The sequence below is a fragment of the Paenibacillus sp. VMFN-D1 genome, assembly GCF_003386155.1.
Taxonomy (GTDB): Bacteria; Bacillota; Bacilli; order Paenibacillales; family Paenibacillaceae; genus Paenibacillus_AQ; species Paenibacillus_AQ favisporus.
In genome coordinates, this window is record NZ_QRDU01000001.1 from 1,320,788 (window position 1) to 1,343,903 (window position 23,116).

The 23,116-nt window shown below is 46.4% G+C and carries 25 protein-coding genes; 20 read left to right on the forward strand and 5 right to left on the reverse strand.

What is annotated here, in order from left to right; all coding sequences use genetic code 11:
- The first annotated feature begins 126 nt into the window (after positions 1-126).
- From C7820_RS06200 to C7820_RS06220, 5 genes are read left to right on the forward strand one after another with little or no spacing between them, the layout of a single operon-like run.
- Positions 127-435: a PadR family transcriptional regulator gene (locus C7820_RS06200; protein WP_285855252.1), complete on the forward strand. Its 309-nt coding sequence runs from the start codon at positions 127-129 to the stop codon at positions 433-435.
- Positions 432-779 carry a DUF1048 domain-containing protein gene (locus tag C7820_RS06205; RefSeq protein WP_076164786.1) on the forward strand — a complete coding sequence of 116 codons (348 nt, stop codon included), beginning with the start codon at positions 432-434 and terminating at the stop codon, positions 777-779. The genes C7820_RS06200 and C7820_RS06205 overlap by 4 nt, the downstream gene beginning before the upstream one ends.
- Positions 780-791: 12 nt before the next feature.
- A complete protein-coding gene (locus C7820_RS06210) occupies positions 792-1,142 on the forward strand; it encodes a DUF1048 domain-containing protein (protein ID WP_116230193.1) in 351 nt (116 codons plus the stop codon).
- Positions 1,143-1,157: 15 nt separating this feature from the next.
- Positions 1,158-1,916: an ABC transporter ATP-binding protein gene (locus C7820_RS06215; RefSeq protein ID WP_116230194.1), complete on the forward strand. Its 759-nt coding sequence runs from the start codon at positions 1,158-1,160 to the stop codon at positions 1,914-1,916.
- The gene (locus tag C7820_RS06220; RefSeq protein ID WP_116230195.1) at positions 1,917-2,684 is read left to right on the forward strand and encodes an ABC transporter permease; all 768 of its coding nucleotides are present in this window, start codon (positions 1,917-1,919) and stop codon (positions 2,682-2,684) included. It begins immediately after the preceding gene.
- A gap of 250 nt (positions 2,685-2,934) precedes the next feature.
- Here the strand turns inward: C7820_RS06220 and C7820_RS06225 are convergent, their stop codons facing one another.
- Positions 2,935-3,144 carry a hypothetical protein gene (locus tag C7820_RS06225; RefSeq protein WP_076164794.1) on the reverse strand — a complete coding sequence of 70 codons (210 nt, stop codon included), beginning with the start codon at positions 3,142-3,144 and terminating at the stop codon, positions 2,935-2,937.
- 207 nt (positions 3,145-3,351) lie between these two features.
- Here C7820_RS06225 and C7820_RS06230 point away from each other — a divergent pair, with 207 nt between their 5' ends.
- The 3 genes from C7820_RS06230 to C7820_RS06240 all read left to right on the forward strand — a co-directional run bounded on the left by C7820_RS06230 (position 3,352) and on the right by C7820_RS06240 (position 5,124).
- A complete protein-coding gene (locus C7820_RS06230; RefSeq protein WP_089547588.1) occupies positions 3,352-3,684 on the forward strand; it encodes a winged helix-turn-helix transcriptional regulator in 333 nt (110 codons plus the stop codon).
- A gap of 239 nt (positions 3,685-3,923) precedes the next feature.
- The gene (locus C7820_RS06235) at positions 3,924-4,652 is read left to right on the forward strand and encodes an NAD(P)-dependent oxidoreductase (protein WP_116230196.1); all 729 of its coding nucleotides are present in this window, start codon (positions 3,924-3,926) and stop codon (positions 4,650-4,652) included.
- A gap of 13 nt (positions 4,653-4,665) precedes the next feature.
- Positions 4,666-5,124 carry a DUF2269 family protein gene (locus C7820_RS06240; RefSeq protein ID WP_116230197.1) on the forward strand — a complete coding sequence of 153 codons (459 nt, stop codon included), beginning with the start codon at positions 4,666-4,668 and terminating at the stop codon, positions 5,122-5,124.
- 48 nt (positions 5,125-5,172) lie between these two features.
- Here C7820_RS06240 and C7820_RS06245 read toward each other — a convergent pair whose 3' ends face one another.
- Together C7820_RS06245 and C7820_RS06250 are read right to left on the reverse strand one after the other, a co-directional pair.
- A complete protein-coding gene (locus tag C7820_RS06245; RefSeq protein WP_116230198.1) occupies positions 5,173-5,484 on the reverse strand; it encodes a Dabb family protein in 312 nt (103 codons plus the stop codon).
- Between the two features lie 21 nt (positions 5,485-5,505).
- Positions 5,506-6,075, reverse strand: a complete 570-nt coding sequence (locus C7820_RS06250; RefSeq protein ID WP_116230199.1) for an NADPH-dependent FMN reductase — start codon at positions 6,073-6,075, stop codon at positions 5,506-5,508.
- Positions 6,076-6,269: 194 nt separating this feature from the next.
- Between C7820_RS06250 and C7820_RS06255 the strand changes: the two genes are divergently transcribed.
- Positions 6,270-7,151, forward strand: coding sequence for a helix-turn-helix transcriptional regulator (locus C7820_RS06255; protein ID WP_116231656.1), 882 nt, complete (start codon positions 6,270-6,272; stop codon positions 7,149-7,151).
- Here the strand turns inward: C7820_RS06255 and C7820_RS06260 are convergent.
- Both C7820_RS06260 and C7820_RS06265 read right to left on the reverse strand, forming a co-directional pair.
- A complete protein-coding gene (locus tag C7820_RS06260) occupies positions 7,148-7,624 on the reverse strand; it encodes a nuclear transport factor 2 family protein (protein WP_181908946.1) in 477 nt (158 codons plus the stop codon). The genes C7820_RS06255 and C7820_RS06260 overlap by 4 nt on opposite strands.
- Before the next feature lie 91 nt (positions 7,625-7,715).
- Entirely contained in the window at positions 7,716-8,651 is a 936-nt protein-coding gene (locus C7820_RS06265; RefSeq protein ID WP_181908947.1) for a DMT family transporter, read from the reverse strand.
- A 247-nt stretch (positions 8,652-8,898) separates the two neighbouring features.
- Between C7820_RS06265 and C7820_RS06270 the strand changes: the two genes are divergently transcribed.
- The 11 genes from C7820_RS06270 to C7820_RS06320 all read left to right on the forward strand — a co-directional run bounded on the left by C7820_RS06270 (position 8,899) and on the right by C7820_RS06320 (position 23,002).
- On the forward strand, positions 8,899-9,360 hold the full coding sequence (locus C7820_RS06270) for a DUF6843 domain-containing protein (RefSeq protein ID WP_147306255.1): 462 nt from the start codon (positions 8,899-8,901) through the stop codon (positions 9,358-9,360).
- A 283-nt stretch (positions 9,361-9,643) separates the two neighbouring features.
- Entirely contained in the window at positions 9,644-11,236 is a 1,593-nt protein-coding gene (locus C7820_RS06275; RefSeq protein ID WP_116230203.1) for an extracellular solute-binding protein, read from the forward strand.
- Between the two features lie 70 nt (positions 11,237-11,306).
- Positions 11,307-12,269 carry an ABC transporter permease gene (locus tag C7820_RS06280; RefSeq protein ID WP_116230204.1) on the forward strand — a complete coding sequence of 321 codons (963 nt, stop codon included), beginning with the start codon at positions 11,307-11,309 and terminating at the stop codon, positions 12,267-12,269.
- A 13-nt stretch (positions 12,270-12,282) separates the two neighbouring features.
- Positions 12,283-13,164 (forward strand): carbohydrate ABC transporter permease, encoded by an 882-nt coding sequence (locus C7820_RS06285; RefSeq protein ID WP_076164814.1) that lies wholly within the window; start codon positions 12,283-12,285, stop codon positions 13,162-13,164.
- Between the two features lie 94 nt (positions 13,165-13,258).
- Positions 13,259-15,625, forward strand: a complete 2,367-nt coding sequence (locus tag C7820_RS06290) for an AraC family transcriptional regulator (protein ID WP_116230205.1) — start codon at positions 13,259-13,261, stop codon at positions 15,623-15,625.
- Positions 15,626-15,677: 52 nt separating this feature from the next.
- Complete coding sequence (locus C7820_RS06295) at positions 15,678-16,829, forward strand: enolase C-terminal domain-like protein (protein WP_116230206.1); 1,152 nt, start codon at positions 15,678-15,680, stop codon at positions 16,827-16,829.
- 264 nt (positions 16,830-17,093) lie between these two features.
- Positions 17,094-17,813 (forward strand): stalk domain-containing protein, encoded by a 720-nt coding sequence (locus tag C7820_RS06300; protein ID WP_116230207.1) that lies wholly within the window; start codon positions 17,094-17,096, stop codon positions 17,811-17,813.
- A gap of 173 nt (positions 17,814-17,986) precedes the next feature.
- Complete coding sequence (locus C7820_RS06305) at positions 17,987-19,141, forward strand: GntR family transcriptional regulator (protein ID WP_116230208.1); 1,155 nt, start codon at positions 17,987-17,989, stop codon at positions 19,139-19,141.
- A 204-nt stretch (positions 19,142-19,345) separates the two neighbouring features.
- Complete coding sequence (locus C7820_RS06310) at positions 19,346-20,296, forward strand: ABC transporter permease (protein ID WP_116230209.1); 951 nt, start codon at positions 19,346-19,348, stop codon at positions 20,294-20,296.
- A gap of 33 nt (positions 20,297-20,329) precedes the next feature.
- Positions 20,330-21,250 (forward strand): carbohydrate ABC transporter permease, encoded by a 921-nt coding sequence (locus C7820_RS06315; RefSeq protein ID WP_116230210.1) that lies wholly within the window; start codon positions 20,330-20,332, stop codon positions 21,248-21,250.
- A 93-nt stretch (positions 21,251-21,343) separates the two neighbouring features.
- Complete coding sequence (locus tag C7820_RS06320; RefSeq protein WP_116230211.1) at positions 21,344-23,002, forward strand: extracellular solute-binding protein; 1,659 nt, start codon at positions 21,344-21,346, stop codon at positions 23,000-23,002.
- The last annotated feature ends 114 nt before the right edge of the window (positions 23,003-23,116 follow it).

Genomic DNA, 23,116 nt, shown 5'->3' on the forward strand with positions numbered 1-23,116 from the left:
CAATGCGACGAGAAACGCCGTTGACAAAACCAGCTACTACGTGTTACTTTATAGCGGTAGTAAGTATTACTTCATACCAGTCACACAGAATAGCAAGGAGCGATTGTGTTGGATAATTTAACGGAAATGCTTAAAGGCGTGCTTGAGGGCTGCGTCCTTGAAATCATAAGCCGCCAAGAAACCTACGGCTACGAAATTACGCGGCAGCTGAACGCCCTCGGATTCACAGATGTTGTGGAAGGAACGGTATACACCATTCTGATCCGGCTTGAAAAAAACAAGTTGGTGGAGATCACCAAGAAACCTTCCGACATGGGGCCGCCGCGAAAATTTTTCGCGATCAACGACGCAGGGCGCGAAGAGCTGCGGAAGTTCTGGGAAAAATGGGAGTTTGTATCATCCAAAATAAACGAGTTAAAGGAGAAGGAACAATGAATTTTTGGGAAAAAATCACCGGCAGCGACATGACCAAAGAAATGAAAGCCTTTGAATCGCGGGCCCAAAAGCTGCCTGCTGACTATCAAGCGGCGTGGAAAAAAATTAATGCCAACCTTTGGGTGCATTCCGACTTCACCGGCCGCAACCTCATGCCGATTCTTGACGGTGTGCTAGGCCTGCTTGAAGAAACTGCGGCGGACGGCCAGAGTGTTCAAGAGGTTTTGGGTGACGATATTCAAGGCTTCTGTTCAGCGCTGGCCGGCGAAGAAGGGGCAAAATCTTTTCGTGACAAGTGGCGCGAGCAGCTCAACCATAATATCGCCAAAAAATTAGGCAAATAGGAGGAGGATCACATGAGTATACGAGATATCATCGAAGGCAAAAAAGAGTGGCGGGCGCACGTGGCGCGAGTCAAAGCGCTCCCGCGGGATTATCAGATTGTGTATAAGGAGATTCAAAAATATCTCTTTAAAGTAGGCCCTGTGGAGCTAACCGAAGGGACCGGTATACTCTCGGGAATTGTCGATCTTTTTGAAGAGGGCGCAGCTTTGGGGAAAGCCGTGCTCGAAGTGACGGGAAGAGACGTAGCGGCTTTCTGCGACGATCTCATCAAAGATTCAAAAACTTACGCTGACATCTATCAGGAAACGGTTGCGCAAGAAAGTAACAAGGCCATAAAAAAGGCAACGGATAAAACAAAGTAAAAGAGGGGTACCCGGATGGAAAAACTAATTGAAGTGAAAGGTCTGCGAAAATCTTATAAGAACACAGAAGTTCTAAAAGGCGTCGATCTTGAAGTGGGGCGAGGTGAGATTTTCGCCCTGCTTGGCTCCAACGGGGCGGGCAAGACGACGATGGTTAGAATCCTCACCACGCTCCTTAAACCGGACGGAGGGACCGCCACTGTAAACGGCTGTGACGTCGCATCAAAGCCCGACCGGGTACGACAATCAATCAGCTTGACCGGGCAATTTGCCGCCGTGGACGAAATATTGACCGGACGGGAAAATTTGATTATGATCGCCAAGCTGCGGCACCTCAAAAATCCGCGCCAGGTCGCGGATCTTATGCTGCAACGCTTCGGCTTGACGGACGCCGCTGACCGCAAGGCAGCGACTTATTCGGGAGGGATGCGCCGCAGGCTCGACATCGCCTTGAGCCTTGTGGGCAATCCGCAGATCATTTTCCTCGACGAGCCGACTACCGGGCTTGACCCCGAGGCCCGCATCGAGGTTTGGAAGACCGTCAAGGAACTTGCCGGCGGCGGCACGACGATCTTCCTGACCACGCAATATTTGGAGGAAGCCGAGCAGCTCGCCAACCGGATAGCCATTCTGCATGAAGGCAGGATTATTGCGAGTGGCACGCTCTCTGAGCTGAAAAAGCTGTTCCCATCCGCAAAGGTGGAGTATGTAGAAAAACAGCCGACATTAGAAGAGATATTCCTCGCCATCGTCGGAAAGAAGGAGGCTATGTAAATGGAGACAGTCAAAAATCACTTTTTTAGCGATATGGGCGTTATGCTTGGACGTTCCATGCGTCATATATTCCGCAGCATGGACACCATCATTACGGTCTGTATCACACCGATTGCGATGATGCTGTTGTTTGTCTATGTGTTTGGCGGCGCAATCCACACCGGAACGGATAACTATGTGAACTACCTGCTGCCCGGCATCCTGCTGATTGCGATTGCGAGCGGAATATCCTATACGGCCTACCGCCTGTTTATGGATAAGCAGCGGGGCATTATTGAGCGGTTCCACTCCATGCCGATTGCGCGTTCCGCCGTGTTATGGGGGCATGTACTGACCTCGCTGGTATCCAACATGATTTCTCTTGTCGTCATCATCCTTGTAGCGCTCCTTATGGGCTTTCGTTCCTCGGCAGGGGTTCTGCCATGGCTCGCTGTAACCGGTATACTCGTGCTGTTTACACTGGCTTTGACATGGGTCGCAGCGATTGCCGGATTGTCCGGAAAATCGGTCGAAGGGGCCAGCGCATTTTCCTATCCGCTGATCTTCCTGCCATTTATCAGCTCGGCCTTTGTGCCGACCGATTCGATGCCGAAGGTTGTTCGGGCCTTTGCCGAAAACCAGCCGGTAACCTCTATTGTAGAATCCATCCGTGCGCTATTGTCAAATCAACCGGTAGGCAATGATATCTGGATTGCTCTGGCATGGTGCTTCGGCATTATGCTCGTAGCTTATGTCTTTGCGATGAGGGCGTACAAAAAGCGGGCGTAACTTGGTCTTCTCCATCCTTCCTGCCGTCTCGAATTCAGCAAACCTTCCATTGATCGGAACATTGCATACATTTTTATTCTCGACTTCTGGGCTGCGCTCTACCAGGCAATCATAGATTACACAGATGGCCCTGACGCGGGCTAAAACAGCAGCAGTCTGGACTATTGTTTTCTTGTCCTTGGCTGCTGCTTATTTATTGGTGACAATAAGGGATTTTTGCTTGCGCCTAGGCAAAACTGCCGGAACCCACTTATCGGATACGGAAGAAAACACCAATATTTTTCTGTTCCGTAATTACAAACCCGTTTTTAAGCAGACATAGTACAGCATCTTTTACGGGTGCCCCTACTTTTAAAGTACTGAGGCAAGGGGACGCGCTACCTATAATGCGTACTTTGCCGATGTTGGCAAAATTTTTTTTGCTTCTGACGATGATGACCACATCCGGAAAACGGCTCATGATATCAGCTCCTAACTTTAACTGGATATCATAAGGTATTCCGCTTCATCATGCAGGGATGCTTGGACACCATGAAGTATTCGGAATGGGGGTTTGCCAATACGGTTCAGACGGTTATGGATTGACTTGATTGTAGGGCTAATGTAAAATTTTGTTATGTTCATTGCAGTTAATGTACTTACTTACAGGTAAGGGGATGATTCATCAATGATTCATCAGCGTGAATGTCCGATTGAGACCATCATTCATGTTCTAAGTGGCAAATGGAAGCCGATGATTTTATGGCTTTTGATTGATTCTACAAAGCGATTCAGCGATCTGGAAAAGCTTATCCCTGATGTTTCGCAAAAAATGCTTGCACAACATCTCCGGGATTTGGAACGAGAAGGCGTTGTCGATCGAACGGTTTACCCGACAGTCCCTCCAAGAGTAGAATATTCCCTTAGTGAATACGGCCAAACCTTGATTCCTGTTGCGGAAGTCATGTGTGCTTGGGGAGAGAATCATAATAAGAGGAAGTATGAAGAGCCGGCGTCATAAAACGGATTTAATGAACTTGTACACGAATTCAAACAACTCCAACTAAAAGCTGCCACGGGATTTCCGGGCAGCTTTTTGCTTCCCTGCAGTCACACTCCTGAAAAAAGCATTGTATCCCTTACCGTCATACTTACTTTTAAGTAAGTCCCCTACTTTAAAGTGGGTTCTTAACATCCTTTTGAAGCGATGCTAAGCTTGAGCTAACCAAATAAGGGACCCATGAAGAGGAGGACATAACGATGAAAATCATTGTTTTTGGAGCGACGGGGAATACAGGGAAAAGAGTGTTGGCACAAGGGATACAAATGGGGCATGAAATGACCGCATTTGTGCGAAATGCTGAGAAGCTTTACGATCAGCTGGGTGAGCATTCCGAAAAGCATGTGAAAGTGATCGTGGACGACATGATGGACCCGGTGAGCGTTCGTGAGGCACTTGTGAATCAAGAAGCCGCTATTATTGCAGCCGGTCATGCGGGGCAGGGAGAAGAGTTTGTCCGAATCGTCGATAACATAATAAGCCAGTGTGAATTGGAGCCTAGTTTCTCCGGGCGGGTATGGGTTATGGGAGGAGCCGGCCTGCTGGATATTCCTTATACGGATTTGATCGGCAACAATTTACCCGGCTTTCCGCCTGAGTATAAAAACCACAACCGGAATTTCGAAAGGCTGCTGCGGACGGACCTCGATTGGACCATGATGTGTCCGGGAACCATGACAGATGCGAGAGAGCATTCAGATTCTGCTCATCTGCATGTCACAACGGAAATTTTGCCCGTTCCGATGCAGGAGACGATCAAGGACTTTTCCGAAGCAGAGATAGCCGGTCACTTGTTCAGCAGATTTCAAGAGCTGAATGTGGCTTATGACGATGTTGTCATGTGTATGTTGGACCATCTTGAACTCGAAGGATCGTTTAAAAGAAAACGGGTCGGTCTAGCTTATCAAAGCCATATTGCAGTGAGCTGAGGAGGAGGGGGTGATGGGTCTATTTGGATTACTGCTCGTTTTGCATATATTGTCTTCGATCGCTTTTATCGGCCCCGCTTTCGTAACGCCCATCATTCGGAGATCCGCCAGAACGGTTGGCCAGCTTCATTTTGTTTTAGGGATAACGGCCAAACTGACCATCATTACTAAAATTGGCGGAACTGGACTTATTCTGACCGGGGTTGGGCTTATGATCATAACCAAGATGGGGTTATCCCAAATGTGGCTGAATGTATCTATTCTCTTAGCTCTTCTCATGGTTGGACTGATCGACGGATGGATCGAGCCGCGTATGAAAAAGATCAGAAAAACCATATCTGAGCGTCAGGACCAAGGTAATGACATACCTGACGAATTCGGACTGCAGCTAAAAAAGATCGTGCCCATCGAGATGGCAGCCATGCTGCTGATGATTGCCGTATTGGTGCTCATGGTCGTTAAGCCATTTTAAAAGCCGCATAACTGCGGCTTTTTTTATTAACAAAATAGGTGTATTCTTCTAATCCTGATCTTTCCAGGGGTAGTCCATAACGATGATCCCTTCAACATATGGGCCAATCGCCTGCAAAAACTCTTGATGCAGGGGATGCTGAATATAGTCCTGGCAAGCCTGTTGACTCTCAAAAGAGACGCGGATTCCCAGCGTATACCCCTGCATATGCTCCTTCTCCTCCGTAACGTTCATTCCAGCGGTAATTTCTGTGATACCCGGAATGTTTCCTTTAAAGTCATAAACTTGCATGACGGCTTCTTCTTTTTTTGCAGTCGAAACATCGGGCTTGAATTTCAATAGTACAATATGTTCAAACATCTTTTTCCTCCAGATTCTCGTTTATACTTGACTTTGCAGCTGCTTTAATCGGGATTGTTCCTTAGCCCATTTCACGAAATTTCCGGATACGAGATCCAGATACTTAATCGTAGGTTCATCGGTCAACTCACCCTTCTCATTAAATTTCTCATGCACAAGGCCGATGTATACTTCAATTCCCGGTAACAGCGGCGATGAAATGCCGGAAGAAAACAATATATCACGCAGATGGCCCTGAGCTTTCACCGATCCCAGCAGACCCATGGAAGAGCCTACGATCCAAGAGGGCTTACCGACCATTACTTGGTCAACGCGGGATAACCAGTCAATCGCATTTACCATGACACCTGGAATGGTTGAATTATACTCAGGAGTGACCCATAACACCGCGTCGGCTTCAGCGACTTTGCCCTTGAAATCGATAACCGTCTGCGGCGGAGCGGACTCCGTATCCTGATCGTAAAAGGGAAGATCCCGGATATTCAACACATCCAATTGGAAAAGATGCTTATAACGATGTTGAATATAGTAAGCTAGCTTTAAATTAAAAGATTCCTTGCGGATGCTGCCGACAATGGCGGCTACTTTCATTGTCATCACCTCAATCAGATGGGTTCGAATGGAAAAGAACAGGTTGGGGCGATCACTGTCTGATCCATCCTTGCTTTTCCTCCTATGGAGGACATAAACTGAGTTTAATGAAACGTGAAGAGGCTAGGAAGAGATCTGGTTATCGTAGGATTGGGAATCCTACGTTCATGAATATAGTAGGGGGCATGAGGATTATGTCGAAGAGATTGGACCGATACGAGGAATTATCTCGATTTTTACGCTCACGGCGTGAAAGGATCACACCTAAGCAAGCAGGATTGCCGGATTCCGGACGCAGACGGACACCCGGACTTCGGCGAGGCGAGGTGGCTCTGTTGGCAGGCGTGGGATTGGATTGGTATACCTACTTGGAACAGGGGCGTCATATTAACGTATCCGTAGAAGTCCTTGATCGGATAGCAGAAGTGCTCCGGTTAGATGAATCGGAACGCAGACATCTGTATCATCTGGCCCGTAAGCAATATCCCTTGGTTGAAACCAAGAAAACATCTAAGGTTACACCGGAACTTCAACGCTTTCTAGATAGTCAAAACCTGTCCGCGGCAAATGTCATGGATGCACGTATGAACATCATTGCCTGGAATGAGGCTTATTGCGCGTTGAATGGGGAGCTGGCCGCTATGTCAGATCGGGAGCGGAATTTTGTATGGATGACGTTTACGTCACCCCGCTTCCGTTACGCTAAGGGAGAACAATGGGAACTGCATGCGCGACGGATTGTCGCTAATTTTCATGCCGGTTATGCGCGTCACGGTGACGACCCCTGGTGGTCCGAACAGTTCGACGCTTTGTCCCAAGTTAGCAGGGAGTTTCGGGAGTTTTGGGACGATCATGAAGTACTCGATGCCATAGATGCTCCAAAGACACTGCACTGTCCGAATCTCGGGAAGTTGAATTTTGATCTTGTTTCGTTTCAGTATTTACATGATCCAAATTTGACCGTCTCCATTCATGTTCCTCATCAAGATGGCACGATGGAAAAAATGCAGCGTCTACTAAGTGATTATCAGAGCAGCAGGCATGCTGAGGCACTTGAAACTTCGCAAAGAGTTTAGTTGTGTTGGCTGGCCAAGTTCATAATATTTTGATTGCCGCTGGCCCATACCGCGGTCATGACCAATTCGGTAATCTTCCACTGATCGTGTTCTTTTACGAAGCGGAACAAATACTTTCCGCCCAAAGTCCACTGACTCCCTCCGAAGGAGTTTGGAAAATCATGCTGTGCTTGGAAGTAGGCACGGCATACGGCCCGATCTTCATTTTCGAAATCCACGATATGGTTGGAGATCAAATGCTGTGTCGCTTTTAAAGGCGTTAATGACTGTTTCCAGTTGTCCATCAGCATGCTGGCCGGTATGGTAATAGGTTCGCCACCTGCCAAGGACGTATAATCGACTGTCACTTCTTCCGTAAATAGCTGCTGAAGTGATTCCCACTCCCGGCTGTCGGCATAATAAGCAAATTTGGATACCGTTTCGATTACAGCCATTTTGTTCATCCAGATCAAGAGCTCTTGATTGTTGTTCATCTTATTTCCTCCTCGTTTGTACATACGATTATTTTACAGTGCATCGCTTTTGTATTCTTGTAAGTTCTGCTCATCACTTGGCATAAAAGACTCAAAGATCCGATTTGACCGAAACGGTGATGGTTGGCTTTTGCCCATGATTTCCACTCGGTCCCATTCGTTTTGTCCGGACTGCGGTGACGACACCCAATATGACGAGGAAGGTACCGACTACTTGAACCCAACCTACCGGCTGCCCCATCAGTACCGAAATCATCAGCGTTACGACAGGAACCAGGTTGAAGAATACGGAGGTACGGTTTGCACCTACCTTCTGTATGCCTTGATTCCACCAAAGAAAAGTCAAAACAGCGCCAAATGTCCCCATAAAGAAAATGCAAATCCATGCTGTTGTGAGTGTCGTTTGCGATATACCCGGTGAGGGGAAATCCAGAAAAGGCAGGAAGCAAATGGTAGCAATTGCCATGGTTATGGCTGAGGTGGCGAGCGGCGTGCTGTTGGTCAGAAGCTTTCGTCCCAGTACACCATAGAGCGCCCAAGTGATATTCGCTCCCAGTGCTATAAAATCTCCAAGTGATATGTTAGTGAGTTGCCAAAAAGCCCCGTTGGTAATGACCATAAGAACACCGGCGAGCGAGCACAACATTCCGATGATTTGGCCCTTACGGATGTTTTCTTTCAGCAAAGGCACCGCCAAAAGTGCCGTTACGATTGGGTTTGTAGCCATAATCAAGGCAGGATGAAGCGGTGGTGTATACTTCAAGGCTGTGAACTGCAGAGCATTCGTTACGAAAACGCCGACTACCCCTAATAAAATATAGACCCAGATCGAGGAACGAACAGTGCTCCACGATGGTTTTTCCTTCACAAATAGAAGCAACAGCATGAGTGCGGCGGCTATGAGGAATCTCCAAGCGGTGACCGTCAAAGGGGGCATCGCGTGAATGGCCAGCTCACCGGCATTAAAGCTGGCTCCCCAAAACACGGATACGGCGGCAAGGCGGACATAGGTCCATGCATGATTCATTGAACATCCTCCATCGATTTGGAATAGAACCTCTTTAGCATTAGTGTAAGGCATTCCTGTAGAACGATCTTGAACAATGTGCTCTTTATTTTGTACAAAAGAACCACAACTGAAGTTGAGATGGACCTGCCTGCAAATGCGAAAGCAATCGAAAAGGGGGATGAAATGGATCAAGATCACAGAATATAATAAAAGACGTAGATAAATGTGACGAATTTCACTTATTATCAATGGTGGGGGAACACTTATGAAAAGTCGATATTTATTAAGCATGGCGCTATTAGCCAGTTTTGTTTTTGTTTTATTATCAGCTTGTACATCCTCACCTAAAAACCATAATGTTTATTTGATTCCTAAAGGCTATACTGGGTGGGTTTTTATTATCTATCACCAAAAAAATGCGTCCGAAATCATTGAGCAAGACGGTACATACCAATACAAGATTGGATCAAACGGAGTTCTTAAAACAGCAACTGAAGATGTAAGGTATGGCATTACTACAGATGATTATTTCTATATTGACGAAGAAAACAACAGGACAGCTTTAGATACAGATGAGCTCATTCATTCGCATAAAGTTACAAAGGCAGAAGCTCAAGGGGGACTCCAGTATCCGGCAGTCGAATCTTTTTTTGTTGGAACTGAAGCTGAGCTGAGCAAAAGCACGAAAGTGGTTTATCCCCAAGATGTGAAGCCCATAAACGATTAAGATGAAGATAACAGCCGCACACCTGCGGCTTTTTATATTCTAACGATAGATGTTCCTGTCAGATCCGATGACAACAACAGGTTACACAGCAGGAAAAAAGACAAGGAAACCAACGCGTTTTCGTCTATATTCATTAATATGGTCGATTCAGTTTTATTTTCGCAAGTAGTCGATCTTAATAACGGCAAACCTTTTCTGATTTTGTACGATTTCGGGAGAAACCACCATCCTTTATGCTGAATATGGCAAAAGCACATCTAAAATTGAGGAGGAGCTACGATTGATGCAGATGAGCAGGAAAATAATCAATAAGCTTGCACCCGTTTTATGTTTGGGGTTAGCCGCTATAGCGATAGCCGGCTGCAGCAGTGAGGAGAACGCAAAGGGGAGTACGAAATCCGCAGAGACAACCGAACCTTTGAGCCACTTATCGTATTGGAAAGAGATGCATAAGGACGCAGCGGCCATTATGAAAAGCTATGGAGAGATTACCGCTATTAAAGAAATCGAAAAGAACACCGGTGTCACCATCGATTATCAACACCCGGCCCAAGGTCAAGGTGGGGAGCAATTCAACTTGATGATGGCCTCGAAATCGCTGCCGGATGTCGTGGAGTATTCGTGGAATAATTACCCGGGAGGTGCTCAAAAAGCGATTCAGGATGGTAAAATCATTCCATTAAACGACTATTTGGATGATGCGCCTAACTTCAAAAAGCTGCTGGACGAGAACCCGGAATGGAGAAGGCAGGCGTCGACAGATAATGGTGATATTATCGGCTTCCCGTTTATCCGCCCCGTTAGAAAACTGCAAACCCACGACGGTCCGGTTATACGTAAAGATTGGCTGGACAAGTTGGGCTTGCCTATTCCTAAAACGATCGACGAATGGTACACCGTTTTGAAAGCGTTTAAGGAGCAAGATCCCAACGGCAACGGAAAGGCCGATGAAATTCCGATCATGATCGGAGCAGGCGAGCTTGCTTTTACTGGTGTTTTTGGAATCCCGAACGGCTTCTATCACGAAGGAAATACGGTTAAATATGGCCCCGTTCAACCCGAATATAAGGAATACCTTACCACCATGAACCGTTGGTACAATGAGGGCTTGCTGGACAAAGACTTTGCGGCCAATGACAGCAAAATGTACGATGCCAAAATGACCGGCAATCAGGTCGGTGCGGCTGTGATGGCAGTAGGCGGTGGCTTGGGCAGATTTATGGACTTAATGGAGTCCAAGGAACCGCAATTCAAGCTTGCTGCCACACCTTATCCGACATTGAAGTCCGGCGATAAACCGATATTCGGTCAAATGGACAATCAAATTGTAGGTATATTCACGGCTATTACCGGAAGCAACAAGCACGTAAAAGAAACTGTAAAATTCTTCGATTACTTCTATAGCGAAGAAGGACGAATGATCATGAACTTCGGTAAAGAAGGCGTCTCCTATACGATGGAGAACGGTTATCCGAAGTATACGGACTCGGTCATGAACAATCCGGATGGATTGCCGCTTGCGCAATCCCTTAAACAGCATGTCTTGTCCGCTGATGCCGGTCCGTTCTTGCAGGATGTACGCTACATGGAGCAATATGCGGCCAGACCGGAGCAGCAAGAGGCTTTAACCGTCTGGGCAGAACCTTCGAATGAAAAGAGAATGCCTCCGATCACGATCGCCAGGGAAGACAACAGCCGATATGCCTCGATCATGAACGATGTTGACACCTACAAAAATGAAATGATCGTTAAATTTATTATGGGCGCAGAATCGCTAAATAAGTTCGATGAGTATGTCGCTACCCTGAAAAGCATGGGGCTCGACGATGCGATCAAAATGCAGCAATCCGGATTGGAACGCTACAACAACCGCTAAAAAGCCTACTAAACTGGAGGCGGAAAGCTTGCGGCTTGCCGTTCTCCCGTGTTCAAAGAAGGAGTAAGCCATGCCTAATGTACAGGGAAATATGGTGACGACGGCAGCGGGGAACCGTGCAGACACGAAATGGAGCATCATTAAAAGGGACTTGATCCGAAATCGCTACATTTATCTTATACTGCTGCCTGTCATTGCCTACTATATCGTTTTTCATTACGGACCGATGTATGGTTTGCAGATTGCTTTTAAAGATTACGGGCTTGCAGACGGCATTTGGGGAAGTCCGTGGGTTGGTTTCGATCATTTTAAAAGCTTTTTTGGAAATTACTATTTTTGGAGACTGATTCGGAACACCTTGTTGATCAATATTTATGAATTGCTGTTCGCATTTCCCGCTTCGATTATTCTTGCGTTATTGCTTAATGAAATTCGGAAGGGCTTTTTTAAACGGATCGTACAGACCATAAGTTACCTCCCGCACTTTATCTCCATCGTCGTTGTGGTAGGCATGATGATCGATTTCTTTGCCCGAGACGGGCTGGTGAATAACCTTCTCCTCATGATTGGACTTCAACCGATTGCTTTCATGCAGGAGCCGGAATGGTTTCGGTTCATGTACATTTCCTCGGGCATCTGGCAGGGAATCGGGTGGGGTTCGATCATCTATCTCGCATCCATTGCCAATATCGACCCGACGCTTTATGATGCGGCCCGGATTGACGGAGCAGGACGATGGAAACAGACCTTGCATATTACCTTAACCGGAATTATGCCAACCATTGTGATCATGTTCATCCTCAATATTGGATCCATGCTTTCCGTCGGGAGTGAGAAAATTATCCTCATGTACAATCCGATAACCTATGAGACGGCCGATGTCATCTCCACCTATGTATACAGAAAAGGTATTCTTGGAGCCGATTTCGGTTATACCGCTGCCGTGGGGCTGTTCAATTCGGTCATCAGCTTCATTCTGATCGTACTCGCCAATTCCATTAGCAAACGAGTGAGTGAACATAAATTATGGTAAAAGGAGAAACGGTATGCTTCACAAACGCAGCCTGGGTGAATGGATATTTTCCGGCGTCAACACGTGCTTCATGATTCTGCTTTGCTTCGTCACGCTTTACCCGTTCCTTTACGTATTGTTCGCCTCTTTGAGCGATCCTACAGAAATGGCCCGATTTCGCGGCATGCTGTTTTACCCTAAAGGATTTAACTTGGAGGCATATAAAGCCGTAATGGATAATCCGATGATCCTGACCGGTTACCGGAACACGATTTTTTATGTCGCTGGCGGTACAGCCATCAACTTATTCATGACAACACTTGGAGCCTATGCCCTTTCTCGCCGCAACGTCTATTTCAGCAATTCCATCATGTTCATGATCGTGATCACGATGGTGTTCAATGGGGGGCTCATTCCATCGTTTCTGCTGGTGAACAGTCTCGGCATGCTGGATACGCCTTGGGCACTTCTCTTGCCTGGGGCAGTCAGTTCATTTAACTTGATCATTATGCGAACCGCATTTCAAGCGGTACCCGTAAGTCTGGAGGAATCCGCGCGGATCGACGGAGCGAACGACTGGACCATCATGAGCCGGATCATTGTTCCTCTCTCGATGCCCGTTATAGCCGTCATGATTTTGTGGTATGCGGTCGGACATTGGAATTCGTACTTTAGCGCATTGATTTATTTGCGTGACCGGGAGTTATTTCCCCTGCAGCTGGTTCTCCGTGAAATTCTGATCTCGAACAGTACGGACAGCATGACGACCGATGCAGCGGCCTCAGATCGGTTAGACATCGGAATCACGATCAAGTATGCGACAATTATCATTTCCACACTTCCGATATTATGTCTGTATCCGTTTCTGCAAAAGTATTTTGTGCACGGTGTCCTGATCGGTGCGTTAAAAGAATGATCGTCACACGAATCGGTCATCCAACGAAGGGAGTAAGCTTGCTCTTCCCGAATTATAGGGAGTGAGCAAGCTTTTCTATACTAGGAGGATCGCAATGTTTTCATTCATCCGAAAAAAGAATGCCGGAAGCAAAAGAAGAAGCCTATTCATCAGGATGCTCGTATCCAATTGTCTGCTGCTCCTGCTTCCCATCATCATCTGGTTTGTTTTCTATACCCAGTTTGAACATATCATGAAAGCCAATGCGGAACGTTCCAATCTTGGCATGCTGGAGCAAATGCGTCTCAATATAGACAGCAATCTTAAAGATATTGAACATTTATCCAATCAAATGATACTTAATCCTAAGCTGCGTTATTTATTGGATACGCAGAGCAAAAACTTATCCGAACGATATCATCTGGTACAGTTTTCAAGAGACTATTTAAAAATGTACTCCCACATGACCAACAATTTTGTTAACGATTTCTATATTTTTTTGGACCGAAGTGATTCTGTGATCAAACCGAACCTCGTGACCGATTCGCACAGCTTTTACGATAAATATTATAGCTTTGATCATCTTACCTATGAAGAATGGCGTAAACAGATGATCAGCTACCATAGTCAAACTTACCTGCCGGCAGCAACCTTGCAGCGAAACAGCAGCCTGAAGAATGACCCTATGAAAGTCATTACCTTTATGCAATCGCTGCCTGTCGAAGACACCTCCACAATTAAAGGAAGTCTTGTCGTTCTGATCGATGAAGCCAAAATTCACGAAATGACACGAAAAATCGAGTCCGCCAACGGGAGCTTCGTTTATATCGTGGACCAAAATCATGAACTCATCAGCAGTACACCCGGCGCCAGCCCTTTATCAACATCCATATTGAACGAACTGAAGTCGAATACCGGTCTACTCAATACCCATCTGAACGGTCAAGATGTGATGGTATCATTCACTACCTCGGAACAAGTCGGATGGTACTATATTGATGTGATGCCATTGAATTTATATCTGCATAAATTAAAACAAATGGAGCATCTTGCGCTGTGGCTTCTCTTGTTATGCATCCTTGTAGGGAGCGCAGCAGCGTATGGAATCACATATAGAAATTATTTTCCAATCAAAAGAATTGTAGAGGCAATACCGGGCGGAAAGTTCCATCCCCGGAAAGCGGCTGGTGATGAATTTGACTACATCATGGAAATGATGAAGGTTTCCTGGGACGAGGAGAGAAGTATTAAGAACAAGCTTACCCAGCAGCTGCCCTTGCTTCGTTCCAATTATTTGCATCGAGTGCTTCAAGGCTATTATGAGCCTCCAGAGCAAATGAAACAATCGCTGGAATTTATGGGTATCCAGTTTCCGTTTCCTCATTTTGCCGTCATTCTCGTTCAAGTGGACGACTTGACCCGGTTCGCACCGAACCAAAGTGAAAAACAATGGGCATTGGTCCGATTTATTATCTCCAATTTGGCTGAAGATTCGATCTACGACTTGCATACGATACATACCATAGACCTGGAGAAAAACCGGCTGGCCCTGCTCGTCAATCTGTTGCCGGATCAGTTGGGGCACCCGGCTTGCCGGGTTAAGGACATCGTTTCTGAATTGCACCGCATTTTGGAGACCCGATTCAAGCTGGAGATCAGTATAGCCATAAGCGGAGTTCATGAGGGGCAGCATCAGATTGGAGAAGCCTATTTGGAGGCGGCTGCCGCCTTGGAGTACAGGATGGTAAATGGGCAGCTGTCGATCTTTTATTATCATGATATCCGCCAGCAAAAGCTGCAATATTATTACCCCGTCGAAACCGAGCTGCAGTTAATCAATTGTGTTCGAAGCGGTGACAAAGAGCAGGTTGTCCTTCTGCTTAAACAGCTGTTCGATATGAATTTTAGCGACGAATCTATCACTCCTGAGCTGGGGAGATGCCTATTATTCAGTCTCGCCAGTACCCTGCTGCGTATCATGACTTCGGATACTCCGGCGTACCGTAGGCTTACAGAGGGCGACATCCATCCTGTACGTTTCCTGCTCTCCTGTAAAACAACCGATGAAATGTTTGAAAAAGCAAAGGACCTGTATTTATCGGCTGCCGAATCATTCAAATTGGAACGAAGTGACCACAGTGAACAGCTCCTTATGCAAATACAGGCTTGTATTCAAGCGAATTACGCCGATCCCAACATGAGCCTGAATTTATTGTCTGAGCATTTGCAAATCACACCGCAATATATCTCACAATTTTTTAAAAGGGTAAGCGGGCAGAACTTAAACGACTACCTGACAGTGGTACGGATGGATCACGCAAAGAAACTGATGGAGGATCCTGGGCTGACCAACGCACAGATCGCCAAGATGGTCGGCTATACAAGTGACAGCGTTTTCATTAGAGTGTTTAAGAAAGTCGAAGGGATTACACCTGGTAAATATAGAGAGAGTATGACGAAATGTGACAGACGAATACCCTAGGCTTGTAACCGCGGGAAATGAAACTGCCGAGTTGATGAAGGAGGGGGATCCTATGAATATTACGGGGATACAATCGGATTGGATTGTGGAAAAAATCGAATTCGCCAAGTTAAGGGGAGAACGATCCAGAAGCGCCGGGGCCAATGGCAGAATCGGCATTCATGGCCAAAGCTGTACAGTCGATATCGCCAGAATTACGATCGATGGACAAACGGGTTACGGCAGCTCGATCCATATGACGCCGGAGTGGGCCGAAGGCATCATAGGCCGCAGATTGCTTGACTTATTTGATGATAGCGGTAGACTGCGCGAAGCGTATCGCTTGCCATTGGAATATCCGCTATTAGATTGGTTAGGACAGAGACAAGGCAAACCAGTATATGACTTGGTATCGGGTGCCAACTTGGAAAGGGGAGTCCCATTCGTTGTCCCATGTTATGACACCTCTCTATACTTCGACGATTTGCATCTTTCCGATGAGAAGGCAGCCGTCGTATTGATGCAAGAAGAAGCGACACAAGGCTTTGCGAAGGGCCAGCGTCATTTTAAGATTAAGGTTGGCCGAGGCGGACGCCATATGCCGCTTTGGGAAGGGACGAAACGGGATATTGCGATCGTACGCGGGATTGCAGAAGTGGCGGGTCCCACAGGCAAAATTATGATCGATGCAAATAATGCGTATAATTTGAACTTAACCAAAGAGGTATTGGCAGCTTTGACGGATGTGAACCTGTATTGGCTGGAAGAAGCCTTTCATGAGGATGAAGCCTTGTACGAGGACCTGAAGCAATGGCTCCGGCAACGCGGGCAGAATGTGCTCATCGCGGACGGGGAAGGGCTTGCCTCACCGCATCTCGTGGAGTGGGCGATTCGCGGATGTGTCGACGTGCTGCAGTACGATATCATCTCGCCGGGTTTCATGCATTGGATGGAATTAGGCGAAAAGCTGGATGCCCATGGTTTGCGGTCCGCGCCTCATTGTTACGGCAATGCTTACGGGATTTACGCGTCGGGGCATTTGTCAGCAGCGGTGCAAAACTTCGAATTTGTGGAATATGACGACATTACGATTGAAGGCATGGATGTATCAGGCTATCGAATCGAAAACGGAGAGATTCATATTCCGGCGACCCCCGGTTTCGGAATCGTTTTCGATGATGAGCTTGTCACGGACCTGATCAAGCAATCCGGATGGTCCCTTTAAAGCTTCAGAATAAGCCGAGAATATATTCAAGTTGCAAGGAGGCTGCCGCATGGCGGCCTTTTTAAGTTCTCTTGATTTCGACCAAAATGTTTACAAGTCGGATACAATTCGGAGATAGTTTGGAGATAAAGTCGCTCTATAGTTAGGTACATAAGGAACCCCCGCCTTAAACAAGATAAACGGGGATATGAAGAAGGTTTGAGTTCTACCAAAGTAAGATATCGCGTTTGCTTCGGCAATAAAACAACAAGGGAGAGAATAATTATGAAAAATCGTGTAAAAGGAACCATTATGGCTGCACTTGTCGTAGGAATGACCGTTTCCGGAGCGGCAGGCGTCTACGCCGGTGCCAACTTGCAGAAAATTTCCGCCTACCTCAATCACAACATCAGTTTCAAAATCGATGGAAAAACGTTTGTACCGACGGATGGAAAAGGGAACAAATTGGCTCCAATCGTATACAACGACTCGACTTATCTTCCGGTTCGTGCCCTGTCCGAGGCATTGAAGGCATCGGTTGATTATAATAGCCGTACCGGTGTCATCACCATCGGTACACCTTCTAGCAATGGGAATACAGGAAACCATACAGAATCCGATCTTGTGGCTGTTACTTATTCGACTTCTCAAATTCAGGCGATCAAGAAAGAATTCGCGAAATTCGACGGCTTCACTACGGCTTATGCGCCAATGCAGGCGGTAAAAAACGATAGTTACCAGAAAGTAGCTGCTGGTGGGGATTCGGTCAAGTTTACGTTTAAGCACATGAGCGTAGAAGTATCGCCACGGGACTACGCTTTCGAATATAATGGTAAAAATGTCACGCTCTCCAATGGGGTGCAGGCTAAATGGTATACACCAAGCGATACCGCGATGCTGACTTTTAAACTCGATGACCGATTTGTTACGCTCTACTCGCAGGATCATTCCCTCTCGAACGCGCAATTGGAGAAGGTAGCCGTATCCGTCGCTAAATTGAAATAAATCATTGATGACGATTTGGTTTAACTTAACAAGCAGATCGATGAACCAGCAGGCTTCCGAAATATCGGGAGCCTGCTATTTGTGTATCCAACAAAGAACGGACATGGAATAAAATGGTCTCATCATTCGTATTTTATATATTGAATATATTGATATGAAATGTGGTGATTCGGATGAACTCAGTGGACAGAATACCTTTGTATCAGATGGTTCAAGAGTATATACGTGATTTGGTCACGTCCGAGGTATTGAAGATTGGAGACCGTATCCCTACGGAAAAGGAACTTATGGAGCGTTTCGGAGTAAGCAAAATTACTGTCGTGCATGCCTTGTCCGGTTTGGTTAACGAACGAATCATTACAAGAGTGCCCGGTAAAGGGTCCTTTGTAAGCGATCCGGAATATGAAATTCCGACGACATCTCCTAAAAGTGCGGTACAGCAAACCAATCAAACCAGCGGAGAAATGCAGACGAGGCTGATCGGTCTGATTATGCCCAGCATTTATGATTATTTTACCATTAGACTTGTCCAGGGGATTCAGCAAGCACTAAATGAAAACGACTACCGTTTCGTGATCTATTTATCGGAGGGCAGCATTGAGAAGGAAAAAGAGGCGATCCAGACATGCAGTAAAATTGGTGTGGAAGGGCTGCTGATTTTCCCCGTTGATGAGGAATTATTCAATGAAGAAATATTAAGCATGAAATTTGCGGGATTTCCGTTTGTTCTCATCGACCGTTACCTTCCAGGGGTGGAAACTCATTATATCGCATCAGACGGTAGGCTTGGCGCTAACCTTGCTGTCAATTACTTATGGGATCTGGGGCATCGTGAAATCGCCATATGCTCTGATTCGCCTATACAAACCGTTACCGTTCAAGAGCGGATCGATGGATATATGAATGCCTTAAAGGAAAAGGGATCCCTCATCAACCCGGCCCACATCGTAACCGGTTTTGAAATCGGAAGTCTTGAGCAAGCTGAAGCACATCCTCTGTACCGATATATCCAAAATCGAATGGCAACGGCCTATATTACGCTAAACGGAAGTCTTGGCGTGAAAATCCATCAGATGGCACGTCAAGCCGGTTTGAAGGTGCCTGAGGACATATCCATCATCAGTTTTGACGATCCGACTTCCATCATCGAAGGATACAGCACATTCACACATGTTAAACAGTTTGAACGAGATATGGGCTACCGGGCGGCAAACACGCTGCTTGAGGTCATAAACAGTGATGACGGCCAACCCGGAAAATACATTAAAACCCTCGTGGAGCCGGAATTGGTGATTGGCGAGACGACGGGAACATCTCCTTTTGTCTGACTTGAAGATAACTTTTATGCGAATGAAGAAATTATGGAATGATTCCTACACCATATTGAATATATTTGAATCATACAAATGAAACCGCTTGCAATAAAGGAGGGGAAACCGTGCGATATGCCTTACGCAAATGTGAGACCGGAATGTGTGAAATCCATGCGATATAAAGCCTGATACGACGAAGATGCAGGAGGTGTTCGGAGAATGGTACCCAAAGGTGCTGTTATCCCTAGATATGAAAGACTTAAAAAGAACCGAAAATTAGTTAAAATATGGCAATTTAGATATATATACTTATTTATTCTTCCTGCGATCCTATGGTTTCTGATTTTTGCCTACTATCCGATGTACGGCATTCTGATCGCGTTCAAAGATTACAAATTCAATCTGGGGATCTTGGGGAGTCCGTGGGCAGGCTTTAAATATTTCGAGCAGTTTTTAAACGATTCCAGCTTTTACGATGTACTCCGAAATACGTTGTCCATTAGTGCCCTTAAGCTGATTTTCGGATTTCCGGCTCCATTGGTCCTGGCCTTGATGCTTAATGGAATCATGCACAAAAAAATCAAAAGGGTTTTTCAAACGATTTCCTATCTGCCGCACTTCGTTTCGTGGGTCGTCGTCGTTACTTTACTTCAAAAAATACTTTCTCCGAACGTAGGTCTCATCAATGATATCCGGTACCAGATGGGGTTGGATCCGATCTTTTTTATGGGGAAGCCGGAATTGTTCTATCCGTTGGTCATCATTTCCGATATATGGAAAGGTGTAGGCTGGGGTTCGATCATTTATTTAGCCGCGTTAACGAATATCGATCCGCACTTGTATGAGGCAGCCGAAATCGACGGGGCAGGCCGGTGGAGCAAACTGTTTAAGATCACGCTTCCATCCCTTACGCCAACGATCGGCATATTGCTCATATTCTCCCTCAGCGGAATATTGAATGCGGGTTTTGACCAAATCTGGCTGATGCAGTCCCCCGCAACATTAAGCGTCTCGGAGATATTGGACACGTATGTCTTAAAAACGGGCCTGCAGCAAGGGCAATTAGCCTATTCCACGGCCATTGGTTTATTTAAGTCTGCGATCTCGCTGCTTCTCATCGTGGTTGTCAACAAAGTATCCAAACGTGTGAGTGACGTATCGTTGTGGTAATCAGCTGGCGCTGAAGATTGAGGAGGTGTGTGTATGGGGGAGAGAAGGCTGACGCCGGCAGATAAAATGTATGCGACGCTGAACTATTCGGTGCTGCTTTTATTCTGCGCTACGGCACTCTATCCATTTATCTATTTTCTGGCCCTTTCTTTCAATGACGGCTACGACGCGATGAAGGGCGGAATCTATCTTTTTCCTAGAGTGTTTACATTAGAAAACTATGCGAAAGCTTTTAGCAATCCCTTAATCTTAAATTCGTTTTATATTTCCATTTCCCGAACCCTGATCGTAACGGTTGGCTCCGTATTTTTGACGGCGTTATTAGCCTACGCCCTGTCGCGAAAAGGGCTGCCCGGAAGAAAATATATCGTATTCTTCTTTTTCTTCACCACGTTGTTCAGCGGAGGCCTCATTCCGACCTTTATCCTGTACCGGGAATTGCACATCCTGAATACGTTCTGGGTGTTGGTACTGCCGTCCCTGTATAACTTTTTCAATGCGATTATTATGAAAACCTTCTTCGACGGGATCCCGGAAGGTCTGTCGGAATCGGCCCGAATCGACGGAGCAAGTGAGTTGGCGGTATTTGCAAGAATCATACTTCCTCTTTCGATGCCGGTGCTTGCTACCATTGCCTTGTTTGTCGGGGTCGGCGTGTGGAATGACTGGTTTACCGGTCAATTTTTCATACAGAATGAAAAACTGCAGCCTGCGGCTACGTTCCTGAACAAGATGATCAGCGAAGCGTCTTTCCAATCGATGACGTCGTCGTCGGGAAACAGCGGATCTGCGATTCAAAACATGACCCAGTCTCAGATGGAGCTGCGGGGTGTAACGCCGGAAGCGTTGCGGATGACCTTCGTCATTATTATCACGACCCCGATCATCTGTGTGTATCCATTCCTTCAGAAATATTTCGTCAAAGGCGTATTGGTAGGTTCGCTTAAGGAGTAGTTGGTATAAAAGGCTAAGCCTTTTATATATAAACTTCCAATGGAAGGGGATTGTAGGATGAGGAAGAACAGGCGGCGTAGGAGCGTTCTTGCGATGACACTAATCGCTTTACTGCTGTTAGTGACCATGACGGCATGTACGGGAACAGGCAAAGAAGAGGGGGCAGGCACGGTTGACCCGGGTCCAAACAAGTCAGGTTCTGAAGAAATAAAGCCGGTAACCTTGACTTTCCTCAGTGCTTGGAACGGCGGGGGAGCCGGTTTCCCGCAGGATCAGAAAAATAATCCCGTAGCCCAAAAAATCAGGGAAAAAACCGGGGTCACGTTAAATCTCGAATCCATCACAACAAGCGAAGTAGAGAAACTGAATACGATCTTCGCTTCGGGTACGGTTCCGGATATTGTTAATGCACCGTTCTGGTCTACTACAGGAGGAGAAGGGCAGGTCATCAAGAAGGCAGCCATGGAAGGACAGCTTCTGGATTTAACCCCTTATCTTGATAAATACCCGAATATTAAAAGACTGGTGACGACCGGGATTGCGAAGGATTTTGCCGAGTTCGATCTCAACAGTCCCGATTTTGGAGGCAAGACGTATCTCATTCCTACGGAGACCCCGGACGGAACCCCAGAGAGCATTCATAATTGGAATTACGGCCTTTTTGCCAGGGGAGATATCCTGAAAGCTCTAAATGTAAAAGCGGAGGATATTGATACGCAGGATGAACTGTATGATCTATTGGTCAAGATCAGAGATGGCGGTTTCAAAGATATTGGCGGGAAGCCGGTCATCCCGGCCGGAACGATGTGGAATGGATGGGATTACGGGCAGTTCCTTGCCGGATGGTCGGATTATTCGATTTCGGACTTCCGTGAAGTGGATGGAAAACTGATTCACTGGACGCAATCCAAGGATTATGAAGCCAAGTTGTTATACATGAGAAAGCTGTTAAAAGAAGGATTGTTTGATCTTGAAGCCTTCAGCAATACGAGTACCACAGCGAATGAAAAGCTCACGACGGGCAAGATGGCTGTATTCGGTGCCCAACCGATGTTAGCTGATTTACAAAAAACGCTGTATAAGACGAATCCAGAAATGCAATATGAACTGCTCGGCCCGATGAAGAATAAGAACGGAGACATTCGAACGCAAGTTGAAAAACCCGGCCGTTCCGGTTTCCCTGTCCTTTTCTTGAGCGCGAACATCAAAGATCCCGATGCGGCATTGCGGTACATCGATTATGTCAACAGTGAGGAAGGCCGACTGCTTGCTTATTTCGGGATCGAAGGAACGCACTATACCATGGAAAACGGGATACCCCAATGGATTCCGGATGTGAAAAAACAATTCGATGAAAACCCGGATCTGAAGAGAGACGCAGGGCTCAATTTTCTTCCAGGAAGATTCATCGGGGCATTCTCCAATGAAGTCACTTGGCCAACGCCCGAAGATCAAAAAACGCAGTGGCAAAAGTTGGAGGAGAGCTTCTCGGCAAAAATGCCTATCAAAATCATAGACAAAGTAAGCGCCAGCTACCTTGCAAGAGAATGGCCCAAATACCAGGATTTTATCAGTAAAACCAGCAGCTTGAATTTCGATGACGAATTTAAGAAAGCGCTGTTTGCGTCGTCAGATGAAGAAGCTCTAAATCTTCTTCATAGTGTTCAAGAAAAATATAAGGCCGCGGGCGTGGATGAAATGGCGGAGTTCGTAGCTCAAAAAGCTGCGGAAAGAGATGATGTAGGGTTCTAGATCGTTCAATCTATATCATGAACCATTTTGGGGTGGCGTTACTGCCATCCCAATTCACTTTCTAACGAATGCTCAAACGCATACGACGACCATTAACCGATTACGGAGGGGAAA

What these genes read in the sequence shown, in the direction of transcription:
- C7820_RS06200 (WP_285855252.1), top strand. Translation starts at nt 127, where the DNA reads ATGCTTAAAGGCGTGCTTGAGGGCTGCGTCCTTGAAATCATAAGCCGC.
- C7820_RS06205 (WP_076164786.1), top strand. Translation starts at nt 432, where the DNA reads ATGAATTTTTGGGAAAAAATCACCGGCAGCGACATGACCAAAGAAATG.
- C7820_RS06210 (WP_116230193.1), top strand. Translation starts at nt 792, where the DNA reads ATGAGTATACGAGATATCATCGAAGGCAAAAAAGAGTGGCGGGCGCAC.
- C7820_RS06215 (WP_116230194.1), top strand. Translation starts at nt 1,158, where the DNA reads ATGGAAAAACTAATTGAAGTGAAAGGTCTGCGAAAATCTTATAAGAAC.
- C7820_RS06220 (WP_116230195.1), top strand. Translation starts at nt 1,917, where the DNA reads ATGGAGACAGTCAAAAATCACTTTTTTAGCGATATGGGCGTTATGCTT.
- C7820_RS06225 (WP_076164794.1), bottom strand. Translation starts at nt 3,144, where the DNA reads ATGAGCCGTTTTCCGGATGTGGTCATCATCGTCAGAAGCAAAAAAAAT.
- C7820_RS06230 (WP_089547588.1), top strand. Translation starts at nt 3,352, where the DNA reads ATGATTCATCAGCGTGAATGTCCGATTGAGACCATCATTCATGTTCTA.
- C7820_RS06235 (WP_116230196.1), top strand. Translation starts at nt 3,924, where the DNA reads ATGAAAATCATTGTTTTTGGAGCGACGGGGAATACAGGGAAAAGAGTG.
- C7820_RS06240 (WP_116230197.1), top strand. Translation starts at nt 4,666, where the DNA reads ATGGGTCTATTTGGATTACTGCTCGTTTTGCATATATTGTCTTCGATC.
- C7820_RS06245 (WP_116230198.1), bottom strand. Translation starts at nt 5,484, where the DNA reads ATGTTTGAACATATTGTACTATTGAAATTCAAGCCCGATGTTTCGACT.
- C7820_RS06250 (WP_116230199.1), bottom strand. Translation starts at nt 6,075, where the DNA reads ATGAAAGTAGCCGCCATTGTCGGCAGCATCCGCAAGGAATCTTTTAAT.
- C7820_RS06255 (WP_116231656.1), top strand. Translation starts at nt 6,270, where the DNA reads ATGTCGAAGAGATTGGACCGATACGAGGAATTATCTCGATTTTTACGC.
- C7820_RS06260 (WP_181908946.1), bottom strand. Translation starts at nt 7,624, where the DNA reads ATGAACAACAATCAAGAGCTCTTGATCTGGATGAACAAAATGGCTGTA.
- C7820_RS06265 (WP_181908947.1), bottom strand. Translation starts at nt 8,651, where the DNA reads ATGAATCATGCATGGACCTATGTCCGCCTTGCCGCCGTATCCGTGTTT.
- C7820_RS06270 (WP_147306255.1), top strand. Translation starts at nt 8,899, where the DNA reads ATGAAAAGTCGATATTTATTAAGCATGGCGCTATTAGCCAGTTTTGTT.
- C7820_RS06275 (WP_116230203.1), top strand. Translation starts at nt 9,644, where the DNA reads ATGCAGATGAGCAGGAAAATAATCAATAAGCTTGCACCCGTTTTATGT.
- C7820_RS06280 (WP_116230204.1), top strand. Translation starts at nt 11,307, where the DNA reads ATGCCTAATGTACAGGGAAATATGGTGACGACGGCAGCGGGGAACCGT.
- C7820_RS06285 (WP_076164814.1), top strand. Translation starts at nt 12,283, where the DNA reads ATGCTTCACAAACGCAGCCTGGGTGAATGGATATTTTCCGGCGTCAAC.
- C7820_RS06290 (WP_116230205.1), top strand. Translation starts at nt 13,259, where the DNA reads ATGTTTTCATTCATCCGAAAAAAGAATGCCGGAAGCAAAAGAAGAAGC.
- C7820_RS06295 (WP_116230206.1), top strand. Translation starts at nt 15,678, where the DNA reads ATGAATATTACGGGGATACAATCGGATTGGATTGTGGAAAAAATCGAA.
- C7820_RS06300 (WP_116230207.1), top strand. Translation starts at nt 17,094, where the DNA reads ATGAAAAATCGTGTAAAAGGAACCATTATGGCTGCACTTGTCGTAGGA.
- C7820_RS06305 (WP_116230208.1), top strand. Translation starts at nt 17,987, where the DNA reads ATGAACTCAGTGGACAGAATACCTTTGTATCAGATGGTTCAAGAGTAT.
- C7820_RS06310 (WP_116230209.1), top strand. Translation starts at nt 19,346, where the DNA reads ATGGTACCCAAAGGTGCTGTTATCCCTAGATATGAAAGACTTAAAAAG.
- C7820_RS06315 (WP_116230210.1), top strand. Translation starts at nt 20,330, where the DNA reads ATGGGGGAGAGAAGGCTGACGCCGGCAGATAAAATGTATGCGACGCTG.
- C7820_RS06320 (WP_116230211.1), top strand. Translation starts at nt 21,344, where the DNA reads ATGACACTAATCGCTTTACTGCTGTTAGTGACCATGACGGCATGTACG.